This is a genomic window from Rhodanobacter caeni (genome assembly GCF_039523575.1).
Lineage (GTDB): Bacteria > Pseudomonadota > Gammaproteobacteria > Xanthomonadales > Rhodanobacteraceae > Rhodanobacter > Rhodanobacter caeni.
Window position 1 is genome coordinate 882,368 of the sequence record NZ_BAAAFO010000002.1, and the last position, 15,558, is coordinate 897,925.

Annotated in this window: 13 protein-coding genes; 9 read left to right on the forward strand and 4 right to left on the reverse strand. The window is 69.3% G+C overall.

The annotated features are described in order from the left end of the window. Positions 1-63: 63 nt before the first annotated feature. A complete protein-coding gene (gene metK, locus ABD017_RS08340; protein ID WP_343882034.1) occupies positions 64-1,263 on the reverse strand; it encodes a methionine adenosyltransferase in 1,200 nt (399 codons plus the stop codon). Positions 1,264-1,403: 140 nt separating this feature from the next. Beyond that, on the reverse strand, positions 1,404-3,296 hold the full coding sequence (locus ABD017_RS08345; protein ID WP_343882036.1) for an LTA synthase family protein: 1,893 nt from the start codon (positions 3,294-3,296) through the stop codon (positions 1,404-1,406). A 168-nt stretch (positions 3,297-3,464) separates the two neighbouring features. Between ABD017_RS08345 and glnE the strand changes: the two genes are divergently transcribed. Beyond that, entirely contained in the window at positions 3,465-6,305 is a 2,841-nt protein-coding gene (gene glnE / locus ABD017_RS08350; protein WP_343882038.1) for a bifunctional [glutamate--ammonia ligase]-adenylyl-L-tyrosine phosphorylase/[glutamate--ammonia-ligase] adenylyltransferase, read from the forward strand. A 91-nt stretch (positions 6,306-6,396) separates the two neighbouring features. Next, positions 6,397-7,107, forward strand: a complete 711-nt coding sequence (locus tag ABD017_RS08355) for an MgtC/SapB family protein (protein WP_343882040.1) — start codon at positions 6,397-6,399, stop codon at positions 7,105-7,107. Positions 7,108-7,110: 3 nt separating this feature from the next. Here ABD017_RS08355 and ABD017_RS08360 read toward each other — a convergent pair whose 3' ends face one another. Beyond that, a complete protein-coding gene (locus ABD017_RS08360) occupies positions 7,111-8,082 on the reverse strand; it encodes a mitochondrial fission ELM1 family protein (protein WP_343882042.1) in 972 nt (323 codons plus the stop codon). 141 nt (positions 8,083-8,223) lie between these two features. Between ABD017_RS08360 and ABD017_RS08365 the strand changes: the two genes are divergently transcribed. The 6 genes from ABD017_RS08365 to ABD017_RS08390 all read left to right on the forward strand — a co-directional run bounded on the left by ABD017_RS08365 (position 8,224) and on the right by ABD017_RS08390 (position 13,100). Then, positions 8,224-8,817, forward strand: a complete 594-nt coding sequence (locus ABD017_RS08365; protein WP_343882044.1) for a malonic semialdehyde reductase — start codon at positions 8,224-8,226, stop codon at positions 8,815-8,817. A 33-nt stretch (positions 8,818-8,850) separates the two neighbouring features. Further along, entirely contained in the window at positions 8,851-9,435 is a 585-nt protein-coding gene (locus ABD017_RS08370; RefSeq protein ID WP_343882046.1) for a YceI family protein, read from the forward strand. A gap of 142 nt (positions 9,436-9,577) precedes the next feature. Continuing rightward, positions 9,578-9,787, forward strand: coding sequence for a zinc-finger domain-containing protein (locus tag ABD017_RS08375; RefSeq protein ID WP_343882048.1), 210 nt, complete (start codon positions 9,578-9,580; stop codon positions 9,785-9,787). A gap of 77 nt (positions 9,788-9,864) precedes the next feature. Continuing rightward, a complete protein-coding gene (locus ABD017_RS08380) occupies positions 9,865-10,989 on the forward strand; it encodes a glycosyltransferase (RefSeq protein ID WP_343882049.1) in 1,125 nt (374 codons plus the stop codon). A 78-nt stretch (positions 10,990-11,067) separates the two neighbouring features. Beyond that, on the forward strand, positions 11,068-12,339 hold the full coding sequence (locus ABD017_RS08385; RefSeq protein WP_343882051.1) for an O-antigen ligase family protein: 1,272 nt from the start codon (positions 11,068-11,070) through the stop codon (positions 12,337-12,339). Between the two features lie 2 nt (positions 12,340-12,341). Continuing rightward, the gene (locus tag ABD017_RS08390) at positions 12,342-13,100 is read left to right on the forward strand and encodes a glycosyltransferase family 2 protein (RefSeq protein ID WP_343882230.1); all 759 of its coding nucleotides are present in this window, start codon (positions 12,342-12,344) and stop codon (positions 13,098-13,100) included. On the opposite strand, the gene lpxL is transcribed toward ABD017_RS08390, so the two are convergent. Beyond that, positions 13,094-14,020 carry an LpxL/LpxP family Kdo(2)-lipid IV(A) lauroyl/palmitoleoyl acyltransferase gene (gene lpxL, locus ABD017_RS08395; protein WP_343882053.1) on the reverse strand — a complete coding sequence of 309 codons (927 nt, stop codon included), beginning with the start codon at positions 14,018-14,020 and terminating at the stop codon, positions 13,094-13,096. The two genes, ABD017_RS08390 and lpxL, sit on opposite strands and share 7 nt — an antisense overlap. A gap of 229 nt (positions 14,021-14,249) precedes the next feature. Here lpxL and waaA point away from each other — a divergent pair, with 229 nt between their 5' ends. Then, entirely contained in the window at positions 14,250-15,515 is a 1,266-nt protein-coding gene (gene waaA, locus ABD017_RS08400) for a lipid IV(A) 3-deoxy-D-manno-octulosonic acid transferase (RefSeq protein ID WP_343882055.1), read from the forward strand. Positions 15,516-15,558 lie beyond the last annotated feature (43 nt).

Here is a 15,558-nt window from a genome sequence, read left to right on the forward strand (position 1 = left end):
GTGAAACGCGAAAGGCCCCGCGCGGGCGGGGCCTTTCGTCGAGCGACCCATGGCGGACGGTGCTTACTTCAGTTTCGCATCCGCGCGCAGCGCCTCGGCGCGGTCGGTCTTCTCCCACGAGAACGAGGTGAACTTGTTGCCGTTCGCGTCGGTCAGCTCCTGCGGCGTGCGGCCGAAGTGGCCGTAACTGGCGGTCTGCTGGTACATCGGGTGGATCAGGTCGAGCATCTGCAGGATGCCGAACGGGCGCAGGTCGAAGTGCTTGCGGATCAGCTTCTCGATCTTGTCGTCGCTGATCTTGCCGGTGCCGAAGGTGGTGACCGAGATCGAGGTGGGATGCGCCACGCCGATGGCGTAGCTCACCTGCACTTCGCAGCGGTCGGCGATGCCGGCGGCCACGATGTTCTTGGCCACGTAGCGCGCGGCGTAGGCGGCGGAACGATCCACCTTGGACGGGTCCTTGCCCGAGAAAGCGCCGCCACCGTGACGGGCCCAGCCGCCGTAGGTGTCCACGATGATCTTGCGGCCGGTGAGGCCACAGTCGCCCACCGGCCCGCCGATGACGAACTTGCCGGTCGGGTTGATGTGGAACTTGGTGCCCTTGTGCAGCCACTTCTCCGGCAGCACGGGCTTCAGGATCAGCTCGCGCACGCCCTCGATCAGGTCTTTCTGCTTGACGCCCGGATCGTGCTGGGTGGACAGCACCACCGCGTCGATGGCTACCGCCACGCCGTTCTCGTAGCGCAGCGTGACCTGGCTCTTGGCGTCCGGGCGCAGCCACGGCAGCGGCGAGTTCTTCTTCTTGCGCACCTTGGCCTGCTGCTCGACCAGGCGGTGCGAGAAGTGGATCGCCGCCGGCATGAAGGTCTTGGTTTCGTTGGTGGCGTAGCCGAACATCAGGCCCTGGTCGCCGGCGCCCTGGTCTTCCGGGTTCTTGCGGTCCACGCCCTGGTTGATGTCCGGCGACTGCTTGCCGATCAGGTTCAGCACGCCGCAGGTAGCGCCGTCGAAACCGACGTCGGAGGAGTTGTAGCCGATGTCCAGGATCACCTTGCGGGTCAGCGCCTCCAGGTCGATCCAGGCGTTGGTGGTGACTTCGCCGGCGACAATCGCCACGCCGGTCTTGACCATGGTTTCGCAAGCCACGCGGGCGCGCGGGTCCTGCGCGATGATGGCGTCGAGCACCGCATCGGAGATCTGGTCGGCGACCTTGTCCGGATGGCCTTCGGAGACCGATTCGGAGGTGAACAGGTAGTTGGACATCGCGGTCTATATCCCTTTGTACGGATAGAAAGATAAAGAAAGGCCGGCATGATACAACGCCGTCCCGGCTTTTGCAGCCCGGCGCCCACGCCCCGCCGCGGCAATGCCCGCCTTGTTCAGCGCGTCGCCTGCGTCGTCGTTCACAGCCCGAGCGCGGCGGCCTGCGGTTGCGCCGGTGCCGCCTCGCGGGCGACGCCGCCGATGGGGGGCAGCACGTTCGGCAGCAGGGCATCGAGCTTTCCGCTCATGCGCAACTGGTCGATGCTGGACATGGCCTGGTCGAGCTTGCGCTGCTCCTCGCCTTCCGTCGGCGGCGGGGCGCCGGGCGCCTCGGTGAGCGTCGCCAGCTGCGGGCCCACCAGCTGGGTCAGCGCGAAATAGGCGTCGTCGTGGATACCCACCTGCTCCAGCAGTATGCCCGGCAGCAGCCACGAGGCGGTGTCCAGCCGCACCGGCTTGATCGGGCGCTGCGGCTCGATCAGCAGCCAGGTGCCGGCCTGGCTCAGCATGTTTCGGCCGTCGACGAAGCCGGTGATCTGGTAGCTGTTGCTGAGCGCCGGCAGGTGGTCGCCATAGAACAGCAGCAGGCTCGGCCGGCGGCGCGCGGCCAGCTGTTTCACCAGCCGGCCCAGTTCGGCGTCGGCGTGGCCGATGTGATAGAGGTAGGTCTGCAGCTCCAGCTTGTCGCGGCCCTCGATGCCGGCGGGCACGGCGATGGCGTCGCGTTCGGCGGTGTGGGTGGGCTCGATGTCGTAGGGCCCGTGCGCCTCGATGCTGATGGCGAAGATGAACTGCGGCGGGCCGCTGTCTTTGAGCTGGCGCAGGATCTCGTCGGTCATGGCGCTGTCGGCCATGTACTTGCCATCCAGCGGCGCATCGGCGGGGAACGACGCCTGCGACACGAAACGATCGAAACCCAGCGCCTTGAACGCCGCCGTGCGGTTCCAGAACGCGGGGTCGTTGCCGTGCAGCGCCACCGTGTCGTAGCCGTGCCGGTTGAGCGCGCGCACCAGGCTGGGCACGGTGGCGTGGCTCAGCTGCAGGTAGGGAAACTGCAGGTTGTCGAAATAGCGCAGCGACAAGCCGGTCAGCATCTCGAACTCGGTGCGGATGGTGCCGCCACCGAAGGTGGGCACGTGCAGCTCGCCACTGGTGCCGTGTTGCGCCAGCCGGCGCAGGTTGGGCGTGAAGTCGCTGTTCTCGTAACCCTTCATGATGGTGGGGTCGAAGAACGATTCGCTCTGCACCACCACGATGTCGGGCAGGTCGCCGGGGCCGGCCGAGGGTTGCTGCAGGCGTTGGCGCAGCGGGTGGTCGTAGTCGGCGATCAGCTCCCGCGCCAGGGCGAGGTTCGGCTTTTTCTGGCCGTGGCCGTAGTGCAGGTCGAACATGATCAGCCCGCTGATCAGGCCGGCGTGTTTGGCGGTGGACATCGCCGACCACGGCTCCAGCCACAGCACGCGACCGTTGTAGAGGCGCTCCCAAGTGGTGACGCCCAGCAGCAGGCTGAGCAGCGCCGCCGCCAGCACGCTGCCGGCAAGCAGGCGCTTGCCGCCCGTGCGTCGCGGCAGCAGCGGTGGTTCGTAGCGCCACATCGCGATGACTACCGCCAACCCCGCCAGCAAGCCCAGGTACGGCCACGGGCTGTGCGGCAGGTAGCCGGACAGCAGATGCATGCCGCCCTTGCGCAACTGCCCCACCATCTGGAAATCGGCCGGGAGCAGCGGTGTGCCCAGGTTCGCCACCTTCAGCGCGTTGACCCCGTAGACCACGCCTTCGACCAGCAGCACCAGGCCGAACGACAACAGCAACCGGCGGGTGATAACCAGCAGCACGCCGGCCAGCAGCAGGCCGGGCAGGGCGTTGGCGAACGGAAAGCGCGCCTGGTCCAGCATCCGCCGGGGCACCACGCCGACGCCACCGTCGATCCAGCCGGTCAGCAGCACGAAACCCAGGATCACGGCCAGCAGCGCCACTGCGCGCCAGGCCGTGGCGCGCCAGCGGCGCGGAGGGCGGGTGGGTTTCAACGGCATGGCAGTCCTGCTGCTGTCATCGCGGGGCAGCGAATGTAATCAAGCCAACATGAACCGCACGTTGGACGGATCGCGCAGTTTCGGGCCTGCGCGGCCGCGCTTCAATGGGTGCGCCACGTTCGTCCGCAACGGTGTCGGCTGCACGCCGCACTGCGGCACAATGCCGGCATGCCTGTCCATGCCTCCCCGGCGCTGCGCGCGCTGATCGACGACCGCTATGGCGACCTAGCGGCCCGTTGCCGCGCCGCCGGCATCCCGCTGCACGACGACGCCGGCGTGGCCGAGCGCATCCGCTGCACCTTGCTGGCCAGCGATTTCGCCTTCGACGTGTGGTGCCGGCAGCCGGAGCTGCTGGCGCCAGGCCTGCAACGGCTGCGCGCCGGCAGCGACGCGTCCGCGCGCATCGCGGCGCTGAAGCTGCCCGACGACGAGGCGGCCTGCATGGAAACGCTGCGGCGCTTTCGTCACGCCGAGGCCTTGCGGCTGGTGTTCCGTGACGTCAACGGCCTGGACGAACTGCCCGAGACGCTGTCCGCCACCAGCGCCCTGTACGAGGCTTTGCTGAGCGCCGCGCTGGGCTGGTCGGAGCGGTGGATGGCGGCCCGCTATGGCCAGGCACGTGATGCTGACGGTGCCGTGCAGCGGCTGGTGGTGGTGGGCTTCGGCAAGCTCGGCGGCAGCGAGCTGAATTTCTCGTCCGACATCGACCTGGTGCTGGCCTACCCGCACGGCGGTGAAAGCGACGGCGCGCGCACGCTCGACAACAGCGAGTACTTCGTGCGGCTGGGCCGCCAACTGGTGCGGCTGCTGCACGAACCCACGATGGATGGCATCTGCGCCAGGGTCGACCTGCGCCTGCGCCCGTTCGGCAACGCGGGGCGCCTGGCGCTGTCGTTCGCGGCGATGGAGCAGTACTACCAGAACGAAGGCCGCGACTGGGAGCGCTACGCCTGGATCAAGGCCCGGCCGGTGGCCGGCGACCGCCAGGCCGGTAAGCAACTGCAGGAGTTGTTGCGGCCATTCATCTATCGCAAGTATCTCGACTACACCGCCTTCGCCGGGTTGCGCGAGATGAAGGCGTTGATCGACGCCGAGGTGGCGCGCAAGGATCTGGCCGACAACCTGAAGCTGGGCCCCGGCGGCATCCGCGAGATCGAGTTCATCGTGCAGCTGACCCAGCTGATCCGCGGCGGCCGCGAACCGTCGATGCGGGTGCGCGGCCTGCTGCCGGCGCTGACCGCCTGCGAGGCGCGCGGGCATATCGGCGCCGCGCGGGCACGCATGCTGCGCGAGGCCTACGTGTTCCTGCGCCGGCTGGAAAACCGGGTGCAGATGCTGCGCGACGCGCAGACCCACGACATCCCCGACGACGCGCTGAGCCGCGAGCGCATCGCGCTGGGCCTGGGTCATCCGGACTGGGCCACGCTGGAGGCCACGCTGGCGCACCACCGCGCCCACGTCAGCGAGGAGTTTGCCGCCGTGCTGATGCCGCAGGGCGGGCGCGCGGCCAAGGTGCCCGCGGCTGACAACGTGCTGTGGCAGCACGCCTGCGACGAGTCGCTGGAGGTGGGCACGCTGGAGGCCTCGGGTTTCGTGCCCGGCGCCGAGCTGGCCGACGCGCTGCTGAAGCTTCCCCAGGCCTCGCCGGTGCGCGCGATGTCGGCGCGCTCGCGCGAACGGCTGGACCGGCTGATGCCGCAGCTGTTCGGCGTGGCGCGCGAGAGCGCGGCGCCGGTGGCCTGCATGCTGCGGCTGTGCCGGCTGGTGCAGGCGGTGGCGCGTCGTTCCGCCTACCTGGCCTTGCTCGAAGAGCAGCCGCTGGCGCGCAAGCGGCTGGCGCGCCTGTTCGGCGACAGCGCGTTCCTGGCCGAGCGGGTGATCACGCAGCCGTTGCTGCTGGATGACGTGCTCGACCCGCGCATCGACCAGCTGCCGCTGAAACGCGCCGACATCAGTGCCGAGATCACCCGCGTGCTGGGCACGCTGGACGAGCGCGAGGCCGAGGCGGAGCTGGAGCGCATCGCCGAGTTCAAGGCCAGCACCGCGTTCCGGCTGGGGCTGGCGTTCAACGACGGTCGCGCCGACGCGGTGGCCACCGCGCGCCGCCTGGCGGCGCTGGCCGAATCGGTGGTGGCCACGGTGACCTCGCTGGCCGAGCGCGAACTGGCCGTGCAGCACGGCCGGCTGCCGGGCGAGGGTTCCGGCTTTGCCGTACTGGGCTACGGCAGCCTGGGCGGCGAGGAGCTGGGGTTCGCCTCCGACCTGGACCTGGTTTTCGTCTACGACGGCCGCCGTGCGCAGGCGATGAGCGATGGCGCGCGCCCGCTGGAAGGCGCGCGCTGGTACCAGCGGCTGGCCCAGCGGGTGATGAACTGGCTGACCGTGCTGACCCGTGGTGGGCGCATGTACGAGGTCGACACGCGCCTGCGGCCGGACGGCTCCAAGGGCTTGCTGGTCAGCAGCCTGGACGGCTTTGTCGCCTACCAGCGCGGCCGCGCCTGGACGTGGGAGCATCAGGCCTTGCTGCGCGCCCGGCCGGTGGCCGGCGACCGCGCGCTCACCGCGCAGTTGGCCGAGGTCCGCCGCGAAATCCTGGCCGTGCCGCGCGATCCGGCCGCCGTGCTGGCCGAGGTCAGCAGCATGCGCCAGCGCTGGCGCGCCGAGCGCGACCGCTCCGATGCGGCGCAATTCGACCTGAAGCAGGGCCATGGCGGCCTGTTGGACATCGAGTTCGCGCTGCAGGGGCTGGTGCTGGGGCATGCCCAACTGCCGGGCCTGCTCGACGTCACCGCCAACGCCTCGGTCATCGGCGCCTGCCACGACGCCGGCCTGTTGAATGCCAACCAGGCCGCCGTGCTCGGCGCCGCCCACGCCGAGCTGCTGCATCGCGCACTGCGCTGCACGATGGACCTGCGTTCGCGGATCGCGCCGCGCGACGAGGCGCTGGCGACGCTTTGCGCCAGCGTGCGCGAGGTCACCGCGGCATTGGGTTTCACTTTCGAGGAATGATCGCCGTGGCGGGGCCGCGTGCGGCTTGCCGCCGCCTTGCGCGGGGCGACGAGGACGAGGTTGTGCGGTTCGACGGATCACGGAGGCGGGCATGATCGATACGTGGGAAATACTGCAGCGGCTGCTGCTGGCGGCGGTCCTCGGTGCCGTCATCGGCGCCGACCGCGAGCGGCGCGAATGGGCCGCCGGCCTGCGCACGCACATGCTGGTGTGCGTGGGCGCGGCGCTGGCGATCATCGTGTCGGCCTACGGGTTCGGCGAGGCGCTGAAAAACCCGGGCGTGGTGCTGGACCCGTCGCGCGTGGCCGCGCAGGTGGTCAGCGGCATCGGCTTCCTGGGTGCCGGCACCATCTTGTTCATGCAGCGCGAGCAGGTGGTGCGCGGCCTGACCACCGCCGCCGGGCTGTGGGCGGTGGCGTCGATCGGCCTGGCCGCGGGCGCCGGCCTGTATGCGGCGGCCGCGATGACCACCGCGCTGATCTGGATCATCCTGGTGCTGCTCAAGCCCTTGCAGCGGCGCCTGTTCACGCGCAGCAACCTGCGCCCGCGCGTGCTGCTCAGCCTGGCCGGCGACGGCGCGGTAGCCCGTGTGGAGTCCGTGGTGGCGGCGCAGCGGCTGCCGCTGTTCAAGCTGATCCTGAATTGCCGCAGGGATGGCGACGACCAGCTCGTGCTGATTTTCGAGCGCGGCGTGGACGGCACCCGACTGGCCGCGCTGACCGACGCGCTGCGCGTGCTGGAAGGGGTTACGGCGATCCGGTTGGGGGTGGCGGTTCGCCATGGCGCCGGCGCCGCGCGCTGATGTTCAGTCGCGCTGTCGCGCTGCCATGCGCGCCAGCAACTCGCGGGCAAGTGCCGCCGTTTCGCGCAGTGGCGGTTGCGACAATGCGCTGGTGTCGTCGATGTCGTGCAGCAGACCCGCCTCGCGCAGCGCCTGGTGGAAGCGGGCGATCCGGGGTGGCAGCGGCGCCAGGGTAAAAGTGTGCACCGGGCAACCGACGGCGCAGGCCTCCGACAGCATGTTCACCGAATCGGGGGTCACCACCAGCCGGTCGGCCCAACCCAGCACGCCGGGGAAGGGGTTGCGACCGTCGTCGGGGCCGGCCCAGACAATGCCGGGCACGTCGCGCAGTGCGCCGCGAAAGCGCTCGATGAGCGTCGCGGGCGTGCGCCGCGAGGCCAGTACCAGCACGCTGCCGCCCTCGCGCCGGTGCCGGGCCAACAGGTGGCCCAGCAACCGATCGGCGTAATCGTCATGAAGATCGATGCCTCGCCGCGGTCCGCCCAGCAACACGCCGACCCGCGGCTGCGGCAGCTCGCCCAGCAAGGGGCAGGCGTCGCGTCCATCGGCCAGCCAGCGCTCGTCCACCGTGTTGAGCGAGCCCAGCGGCCGCAGCACGTTGGCGCCGTCGAGGCCATCGTGCCGTGGCGCGATCACCGCGTCCCAATGGCCGGGGTCGATGCGCGGGTCCAGGATCTGCACCGTGTAGCAGCGCCCGCCGGAAAGCGGCCGCAGCATCCGCGTGAGCAGCGCGGCGGAACGGCCGCAGCCGATCGCCAGCTCGGGCCAGGGCGGGGCGAACAAGCGCCGCTGCGCCACCGGCAAGGCCAGCGTGCCGCCGATGGCGAAGCGCGGCGACAGCCACGACCACGGCGCGCGCAGCCGCAGTCGCAGATGGCGCACCGGCCGCTGCATGTGCTCGGCCAGCGCAAGCGCCTGGCGCTGGTTGCCGGCAGCGTCGTCGGTGATCACCCAGCACTCGTCGCGCCTCAGCATGGCGGCGTTTTGCGGGCGATTGTTTCGCTGGCATGCACAGTGCGTTCCCCTCGGCCGTGATCTGATCGCGCCGCACCACCACTACACTCGTCGTTTGCGATCGCGCTGCCGGTTGGCGTTCGCATGCCCTGGAGGATACCCATGAGTGATTCGCTTTCGGAGTTGGCGCTCGATCAATTGTTTCGCGAGGCCCGCACGTTCAACGCGTGGCTGCCGCAGGAGGTGAGCGACGAGCAACTGCATCGATTGTACGAACTGGCCAAATTCGGCCCCACCAGCGCCAACGCCTCGCCGATGCGGGTGGTGTTCGTGAAATCGGCCGAGGCCAAGGCGAAACTGGCGCCGCATCTGTCCGAGGGCAACCGCGCCAAGACGATGGAGGCGCCGGTCACCGCCATCGTCGGCACCGACCACGCATTCTACGAACGCCTGCCGCAGCTGTTTCCGCACGCCGACGCGCGCAGCTGGTTCGTGGGCAACCAGCCGCTGATCGACGCGACCGCCTTTCGCAACAGCAGCCTGCAGGGCGCCTACCTGCTGATGGCGGCGCGGGCGCTGGGCCTGGATTGCGGTCCGATGTCGGGGTTTGACCAGGCCGGCGTGGATGCGGCATTTTTTGCCGGTACCGCGATCAAATCCAACTTCCTGATCGCCATCGGCCATGGCGATCGCAGCCGCAATTTCTTCCCGCGCAGTCCGCGCCTGTCGTTCGACGAGGCCTGCCGGATCGCCTGATCCTTCCTCCCTTTGTCCACCCGGAGATTCACCATGCGCGCATTTCGTTATCTCGTCGCAGCCGGCCTGCTCGGCGCCGCCGTATCGGCGCAAGCCGCCCCGGTGACCTACAAGCTCGATCCCGGCCACACGATGGTGCTGTTCAGCTGGAACCATTTCGGCTACTCCAACCCCACCGCCGACCTGGGGCTGGGCGAGGGCACGCTGGTGTTCGACGAGCAGCACCCGGCGCAGTCGAGCGTGGAGGTGACCTTGCCGCTGGATCGCCTCGACACGCATGTGCCGGCGTTGGACGAACACCTGAAGAAGCCGGATTTCTTCGACGCCGCGAAATACCCGACGGTGACCTTCAAGAGCACCGCCGTGCAGCCGCTGGGCGGCAACAAGTTCAAGGTCACCGGCGACCTCACCGTGCACGGGGTGACCCGCCCGATCGTGCTGGACGCCACCTTGAACAAGGTCGGCCCGCACCCGATGAGCAAGGCGCAGTCGATCGGTTTCGACGCCACCGCCAGCCTGAAGCGCTCCGATTTCGGCGTGGGCGCCTATGTACCCAGCGTCAGCGACGAAATCACCATCCGCATCACCACCGAAGGCTCGGTGCCCAAGGCGAAATGACCCCACGGCAGTCCGTGGCAGGCAGGGGCGGCTTCGGCCGCCCCTTGTCGTATGGCCGGCCAAAAAAAAGGCTGCCGGTCAGTCTGCAGTTGGCCGCGCCTGCTACCATTTGCGGCCTGATGGTCTGTCTGGAGTTCCGTCCATGTCGCGCCCCCTTTCCGCGGCCGTTCCGCTGATACCGGCAAATGCCGAAAATCGTTACGAAGTGACGCGCGCTGACCTGCCGCTGTCCTGTCCGATGCCCGGCATGGCGCTGTGGAATTCGCATCCCAAGGTGTACCTGCCGATCGTCGATGACGGCGGCGAGTCAACCTGCAGCTACTGCGCGGCCCGTTACGTGCTGCGCGACTGACGACGGGCGCGGCGTGATGCGGCCGGCGGCATGGTTTCTGCTTGTCACCCGCGATGATCGCCCCGAAACCTGAGCCCATGTCCAGCCACGTCGCCGCGCCTGCCAAGCTGACCGTCGTCCAGCTGATTCCCGCCCTGCACGCGGGCGGCGCGGAGCGGTCCGCGCTGGAGATCAGCCGTGCGCTGGTGCAGGCCGGCCACCGCTCGGTGGTGATCTCCGCGGGCGGCCGGCTGGTGCCGCAGCTGCTGGCCGACGGCGGCGAACACATCACCCTGGATATCGGTCGCAAGTCGCTGGCCACCCTGGCCCGGCTGGGCGCCCTGCGCCGCGTGTTGCGCCAGCTTCGCCCCGACATCGTGCATGCCCGCTCGCGACTGCCCGCGTGGCTGGGCTGGTGGGCGATGAAAGGGCTGGCACCGCGGCCGCATTTCATCACCACCGTGCACGGGCTCAATTCGCCCTCGCGCTACAGCGCCATCCTGCTGCGCGGCGAGCGCGTGGTGGCGGTCTCGCAGACGCTGCGCGACTACGTGCTCAGCCACTACCGCTGGCTGGAGCCGGGCCGGGTGCGGGTGATCCCGCGCGGCATCGACCCGGCGGCGTTTCCCTACGGCCATCGCGCCGACGATGGCTGGAAGACCGCGTTCTTCTCCGAGTACCCCTCGTTGATGGGGGCGCCGCTGCTGACGCTGCCCGCGCGCGGCACCCGCCTGAAGGGGCACCGCGACGCGATCGAACTGGTGGCCGACCTGAAGGGCCGCGGCATCGATACCCGGCTGCTGCTGCTGGGCGTGATCGAACCCGGCCGCGAAGCCTACGTGGACGAGCTGAACGACCTTATCCGCGCCCGCGGCGTGGGCGCCCAGGTGGTGCTGACCCCGCAGCGCGACGACGTGCGCGACATCTACGCGGTGTCCACCCTGATCCTGCAGCTGTCGAACCAGCCCGAATCGTTCGGCCGCACCGTAGTCGAGGCCTTGTCGATGTGCCGGCCGGTGCTGGGTTATGCGCACGGTGGCGTGGGCGAACTGCTGGCCGAGCTGTACCCGGCCGGGCGCGTGCCGCCGGGCGACCGCGAGCGCCTGGCCGAACGCGCGGCCGAACTGCTGCGGGTGGCGCCGTCGATCGCCCCGCTGCAAAGCTACCGCCTGAGCGACATGCAGCAGGCCACGCTGGCGCTGTACCACGAGATTGCCGGCTGACACCGCCACCCGTTTTGTAGAAAACACCCCTGCGCCGCTCGCCTACAATGCGGCTTTCCCTCCCGCCCGGGTTTGCGCATGACCTCCCCTGGAACCACGCTGGGTGCCGCGTTGCGCTCGCCATTGCTGCCGTTCTGGCTGGTAATCGCGCTGCTGCCGTTCGGCCGCAGCGCGGAAGCGGGAACCTTGCTGTGCCTGCTCGGCGTGGCGTTCCTGTTCGCCCGCCAGCACCATGCACTGCGCGAGCACGCCGGCGCGCGGCTGGTGCTGTGGCTGCTGGGCGCGTACGCCACCGCGGCGCTGTTGTCCGCGTTCGACTCCGTCGCGCCGGGCAAGAGCTGGGGCACGGTGGCGGGCTTGCTGCGCTACGTTCCGCTGGCGCTGTACGCCTGTTTCGCGCTGCGCCGGGACAGCAAGCTGCAGTCGCTGTTTGTCGCGGTGGCGCTGGTGCTGGCGCTGTGGGTGCTGGACGCCTGGATGCAGGCCTTGACCGGCTGGAGCCTGGGCGGGCATGCCGAGGCCGAACGGGTGTCGGGCATTTTCGGCGCCGACAATCTCAAGCTGGGCCCGACCCTGGCGGTGCTGTCGCCGTTCGCGCTGTGGGCGGCGCGGCAACGCTGGGGCCTGCCAGGGTTGCTGGCCGCCTTCGTGCTGGTGCTGGGGCCGGTGTTGCTGGCCGGCTCGCGTGCGGCGTGGTTGAGCTATGCGCTGGTGGCGCTGGGCTTTGCCTGGCATGAGGCGCGGTCGCTGCGGCGGTTTGCGCTGTTCTGCGTGGTGGGCGCGAGCCTGCTGGCGCTGGCTGGCGCGCTGGCCTGGAAAACCTCGCCGCGCTTCCAGGCACGGATGGATCGCACCATGCTGGCCTGGCAGGGCACGGATGGCTCGCTGGATGCCGCGCTAAGCGGGCGGCTGGATATCTGGGACACCAGCGCGCGCATGATCGCGCACCATCCGGTCAATGGCGTGGGCGTGCGCGCGTTCCGCTACGCCTACCCGCACTACGCGCCGCCCGATGACCATTTCCTGGTGGCCGAACCCTGCGGTGCGGGCCTGGGCGCCTGCCATGCGCACCAGATCGTGCTGGAGATTCTCACCGAAACCGGCGCCCTGGGCCTGCTGCTGTGGCTGGCGGCGGTGGCGCTGGCGTGGCGCGCGTGGCGCCGCGTGGGTGCGGCGGCGCGTTCGCGGGCCTTTCCCGTCTCCCTGGCGCTGGGCGTGATGCTGTTTCCGCTCAACACCAGCCTGGCCTTCTATTCGGCCTGGTGGGGCCTGCTGTTTGCCTGGTTGCTGGGGCTCTGGTGCGCGGCGCTGTACGTGGTGGCGGATGTCGACGGGGTGAGCCGTCGATGACGGTGACGCGCGAACCGGTGTCGGTGGTGGTGACCAGCTTCAACAGCGCCGCCACGCTGGACGCCTGCCTGCGCGGCGTGCAATGGGCGGACGAGATCGTGGTGCTGGATTCCGGCTCCACCGATGCCACGCTGGCGATCGCCGCGCATTACGGCGCGCGCGTCCATGTGCAGCCGTTTGCCGGCTACAGCGCGCAGAAACAGGCGGCGATCGATCTGGCCAGCCATCGCTGGATATTGCTGCTCGATTCGGACGAGTCGCTGGACGCGTCGGCCGCCGCGCCGCTGCAGCAGGCGCTGCGCGCGCCGACGCACGTGGCGTTCCAGCTGTGGCGGCGCGAGTGGCAGTTCTGGCGCTGGCAGTCGCGCCGCGCCCGGCACAACCATTACGTGCGCCTGTTTGATCGGCAACACGCACGCATGAGTGGCCACGCGGTGCATGAGGAAGTGTGTGTCGACGGCTCGGTCGGCGTGCTCGACGTCACCATCGATCACCATGGCGAGCGCGATATTGCCGGGCGCGTGGCCAAGGCGGATCGCTACTCCAGCCTGCAGCTGGACGATCTCGCCCGGCGGCGGGTGCGCGCGTTGCGCCTGCGCATGGTGGGCTATCCCATGGTGGCCTTTCTGCGCTTCTATCTTTTGCGCGGGCACTGGCGCTCAGGCTGGGCCGGCTTCATCGCCGCGCGCATCCATGCGTTCTACGCGTTCCTGAAATACGCCAAGCTGTACGAGGCGCGACGCCGCCGACGCGATCAGTAGACCGCTGGCTGGCCCGGCGGCCGCGTCTTGAAGCGCTTGTGCGCCCACAGGTACTGCGCCGGCGCCTCGCGCACCATCTGCTCGATGCAGTGGTTGATGCGGGCCGTGTCCTCGCGCACGTCGGGGCCGGGGAAATCCTGCAGCGGCGCGCCCAGCCGCAGCACGTAACCCTCGCTGCCGGGCAGGCGCCTATGGAAGAACGGGATCACCAGCGCGCCGGACATCCGCGCCAGGTGATGGGTGGCGGTGATGGTGGCTGCGGGCACGCCGAAGAACGGCACGAACACGCTGTCCTTGCTGCGCATGTCCTGGTCGGGCGCGTACCACAGCGTGCCGCCGCCGCGCAGGTATTTCACCGTGCCGCGGATGTCCTCCTTCTCGAACATCGCATCGGCGTAATCCAGCCGCGCACGCAGCACGTTCCACTCGAACACGTCCGAATCCATGCGCCGGTACATGCCGGCGATGCGGATGCGCTGCGACACCAGCCGCGCACACAGCTCCAGGTGCGAGAAGTGACCACCCACCAGCAGCACGCCCTTGCCCTGCGCACGCGCCGCGGCGAGATGTTCCAGCCCTTCCACCTGCAGCGGGATGCGCGCGATCTGGCGGTCGCTGCCCATCCAGCCCAGCGCGAATTCCACCAGCATCAGGCCCACGTCGCGCAGGTTGGCGTCGATCAACGCGGTCTGTTCGGCGACACTCAGCTCGGGAAAGCACAGCCCGATGTTGACCTGCACGATGTGCCGCCGCGGCGACGGCAACCACTGCACCAGCGCACCCAGGCGCCGCCCCAGCCACAGCAGCACGGGATAGGGCAGCCGCGCGATCAGCCGGATCAGCCCCACGCCCAGCCATGCCGGCCAGTGACGGGGCGACAACAGGGAGCGGGCGAAAGGGGGACGGGAGGCACCGGGCATTGCGGATAGTGTAGTTGGCGGGGAATGGCAGGGGGGATTGGGAGCATCGCGCACTTTCACCGATCGCCCTGAGCGTAGCCGCGGAGGCGAAGTCGAAGGGGTTACGGTGAGGCTTCGACTTCGCCGCTACGCCGCTACGTTCAGCCCGAACGGCTAAGGGAAGATTGGAGCAGTGAGCGTCCCCATTCCCCGCTCCCCGTATACTTCTCCGCTCCCCGGGAGCCCGCGCTTGCGTTATCTCTACACCTTCGTGATGTACCTGGTGATGCCGCTGATCGTGCTGCGCCTGCTGCTGCGCGGTGTGCGGTCGCCGCCTTACCATCGGCGTTGGCGGGAGCGTTTCGGTTTCTTCGACGCGCCGGGCTTCAATGGCAGCCTGTGGGTGCATGCGGTGTCGGTGGGCGAGGTCAATGCGGCCGAGCCCCTGGTCAAGGCGCTGCGCAAGGATTACCCCAACGCGCCGCTGGTCATCAGCACCGTCACCCCGACCGGCATGGCGCGGGTACACCAGCTGTTCGGCGACGCGGTGTTTCACGTCTATCTCCCCTACGACCTGCCGTTCGCGGTGAACCGGTTCCTGCAGCGCATTCGTCCGCAGCTGGCCCTGATCGTGGAAACCGAGATCTGGCCGAACCTGTATCACGCCTGCCATGAGCGCGGCATCCCGTTGATGATCGTCAACGCGCGTCTTTCCGATCGCTCGCTGCGTGGTTATCGCGCGCTGCGCGGCACCGTGCGTTCGGCGCTGCAGTGCGTGCAGGTGATCGCGGCGCAATCGGTGGCCGATGCGGCGCGCTACCGCTGGCTGGGCGCCGAGCCGCAGCAGATCGTGGTCAGCGGCAACATGAAGTTCGACATGCGCATACCGCCCGATGCCGCCGCCGCCGGCGCCAGCATGCGCCAGCAGTGGGGTCGCGAGCGGCCGGTGTGGATGGCCGCCAGCACGCACGAGGGCGAGGAACTGGCGGTACTGGAAGCGCACCTGCAGGTGCTCGGGCGGTTTCCCGACGCGTTGCTGCTGATCGCGCCGCGCCATCCCGAACGGTTCAAGCTGGTGGAGCATGCGGTGCGCACGCTTGGCTTTTCGCTGGCCACGCACAGTGCCGAAGGGCTGCCGGCGCCGTCGCACCAGGTGTTCCTGATCGACGCGATGGGCCTGCTGATGCCGTTCTACGCGGCGGCCGACCTGGCCTTCGTGGGCGGCAGCCTGGTACCCATCGGCGGCCACAACGTGCTGGAGCCGGCGGCGCTGGCGAGGCCGGTGCTGGTCGGGCCGCACACGTTCAATTTCGCCGAGATCACGCGCACGCTGATTCGCGAGGGCGGTGCCGAATGCGTCGGCGCCAGCGACCAGCTCGGCGCCGACGTGCTGCGGTTGCTGCTCGATGACGACAAGCGCGCCCGGATGGGGCGCGTGGCGCACCAGGTGTTCGACCGCGAGCGTGGCGCCGTGCGCCGCGTCATGCAGATGGTGGATGCCCTGCTGCAGGAATGAATCGGGCCGCCGCTGGCGCACAAAAAAACGGCCGGGCATGCCC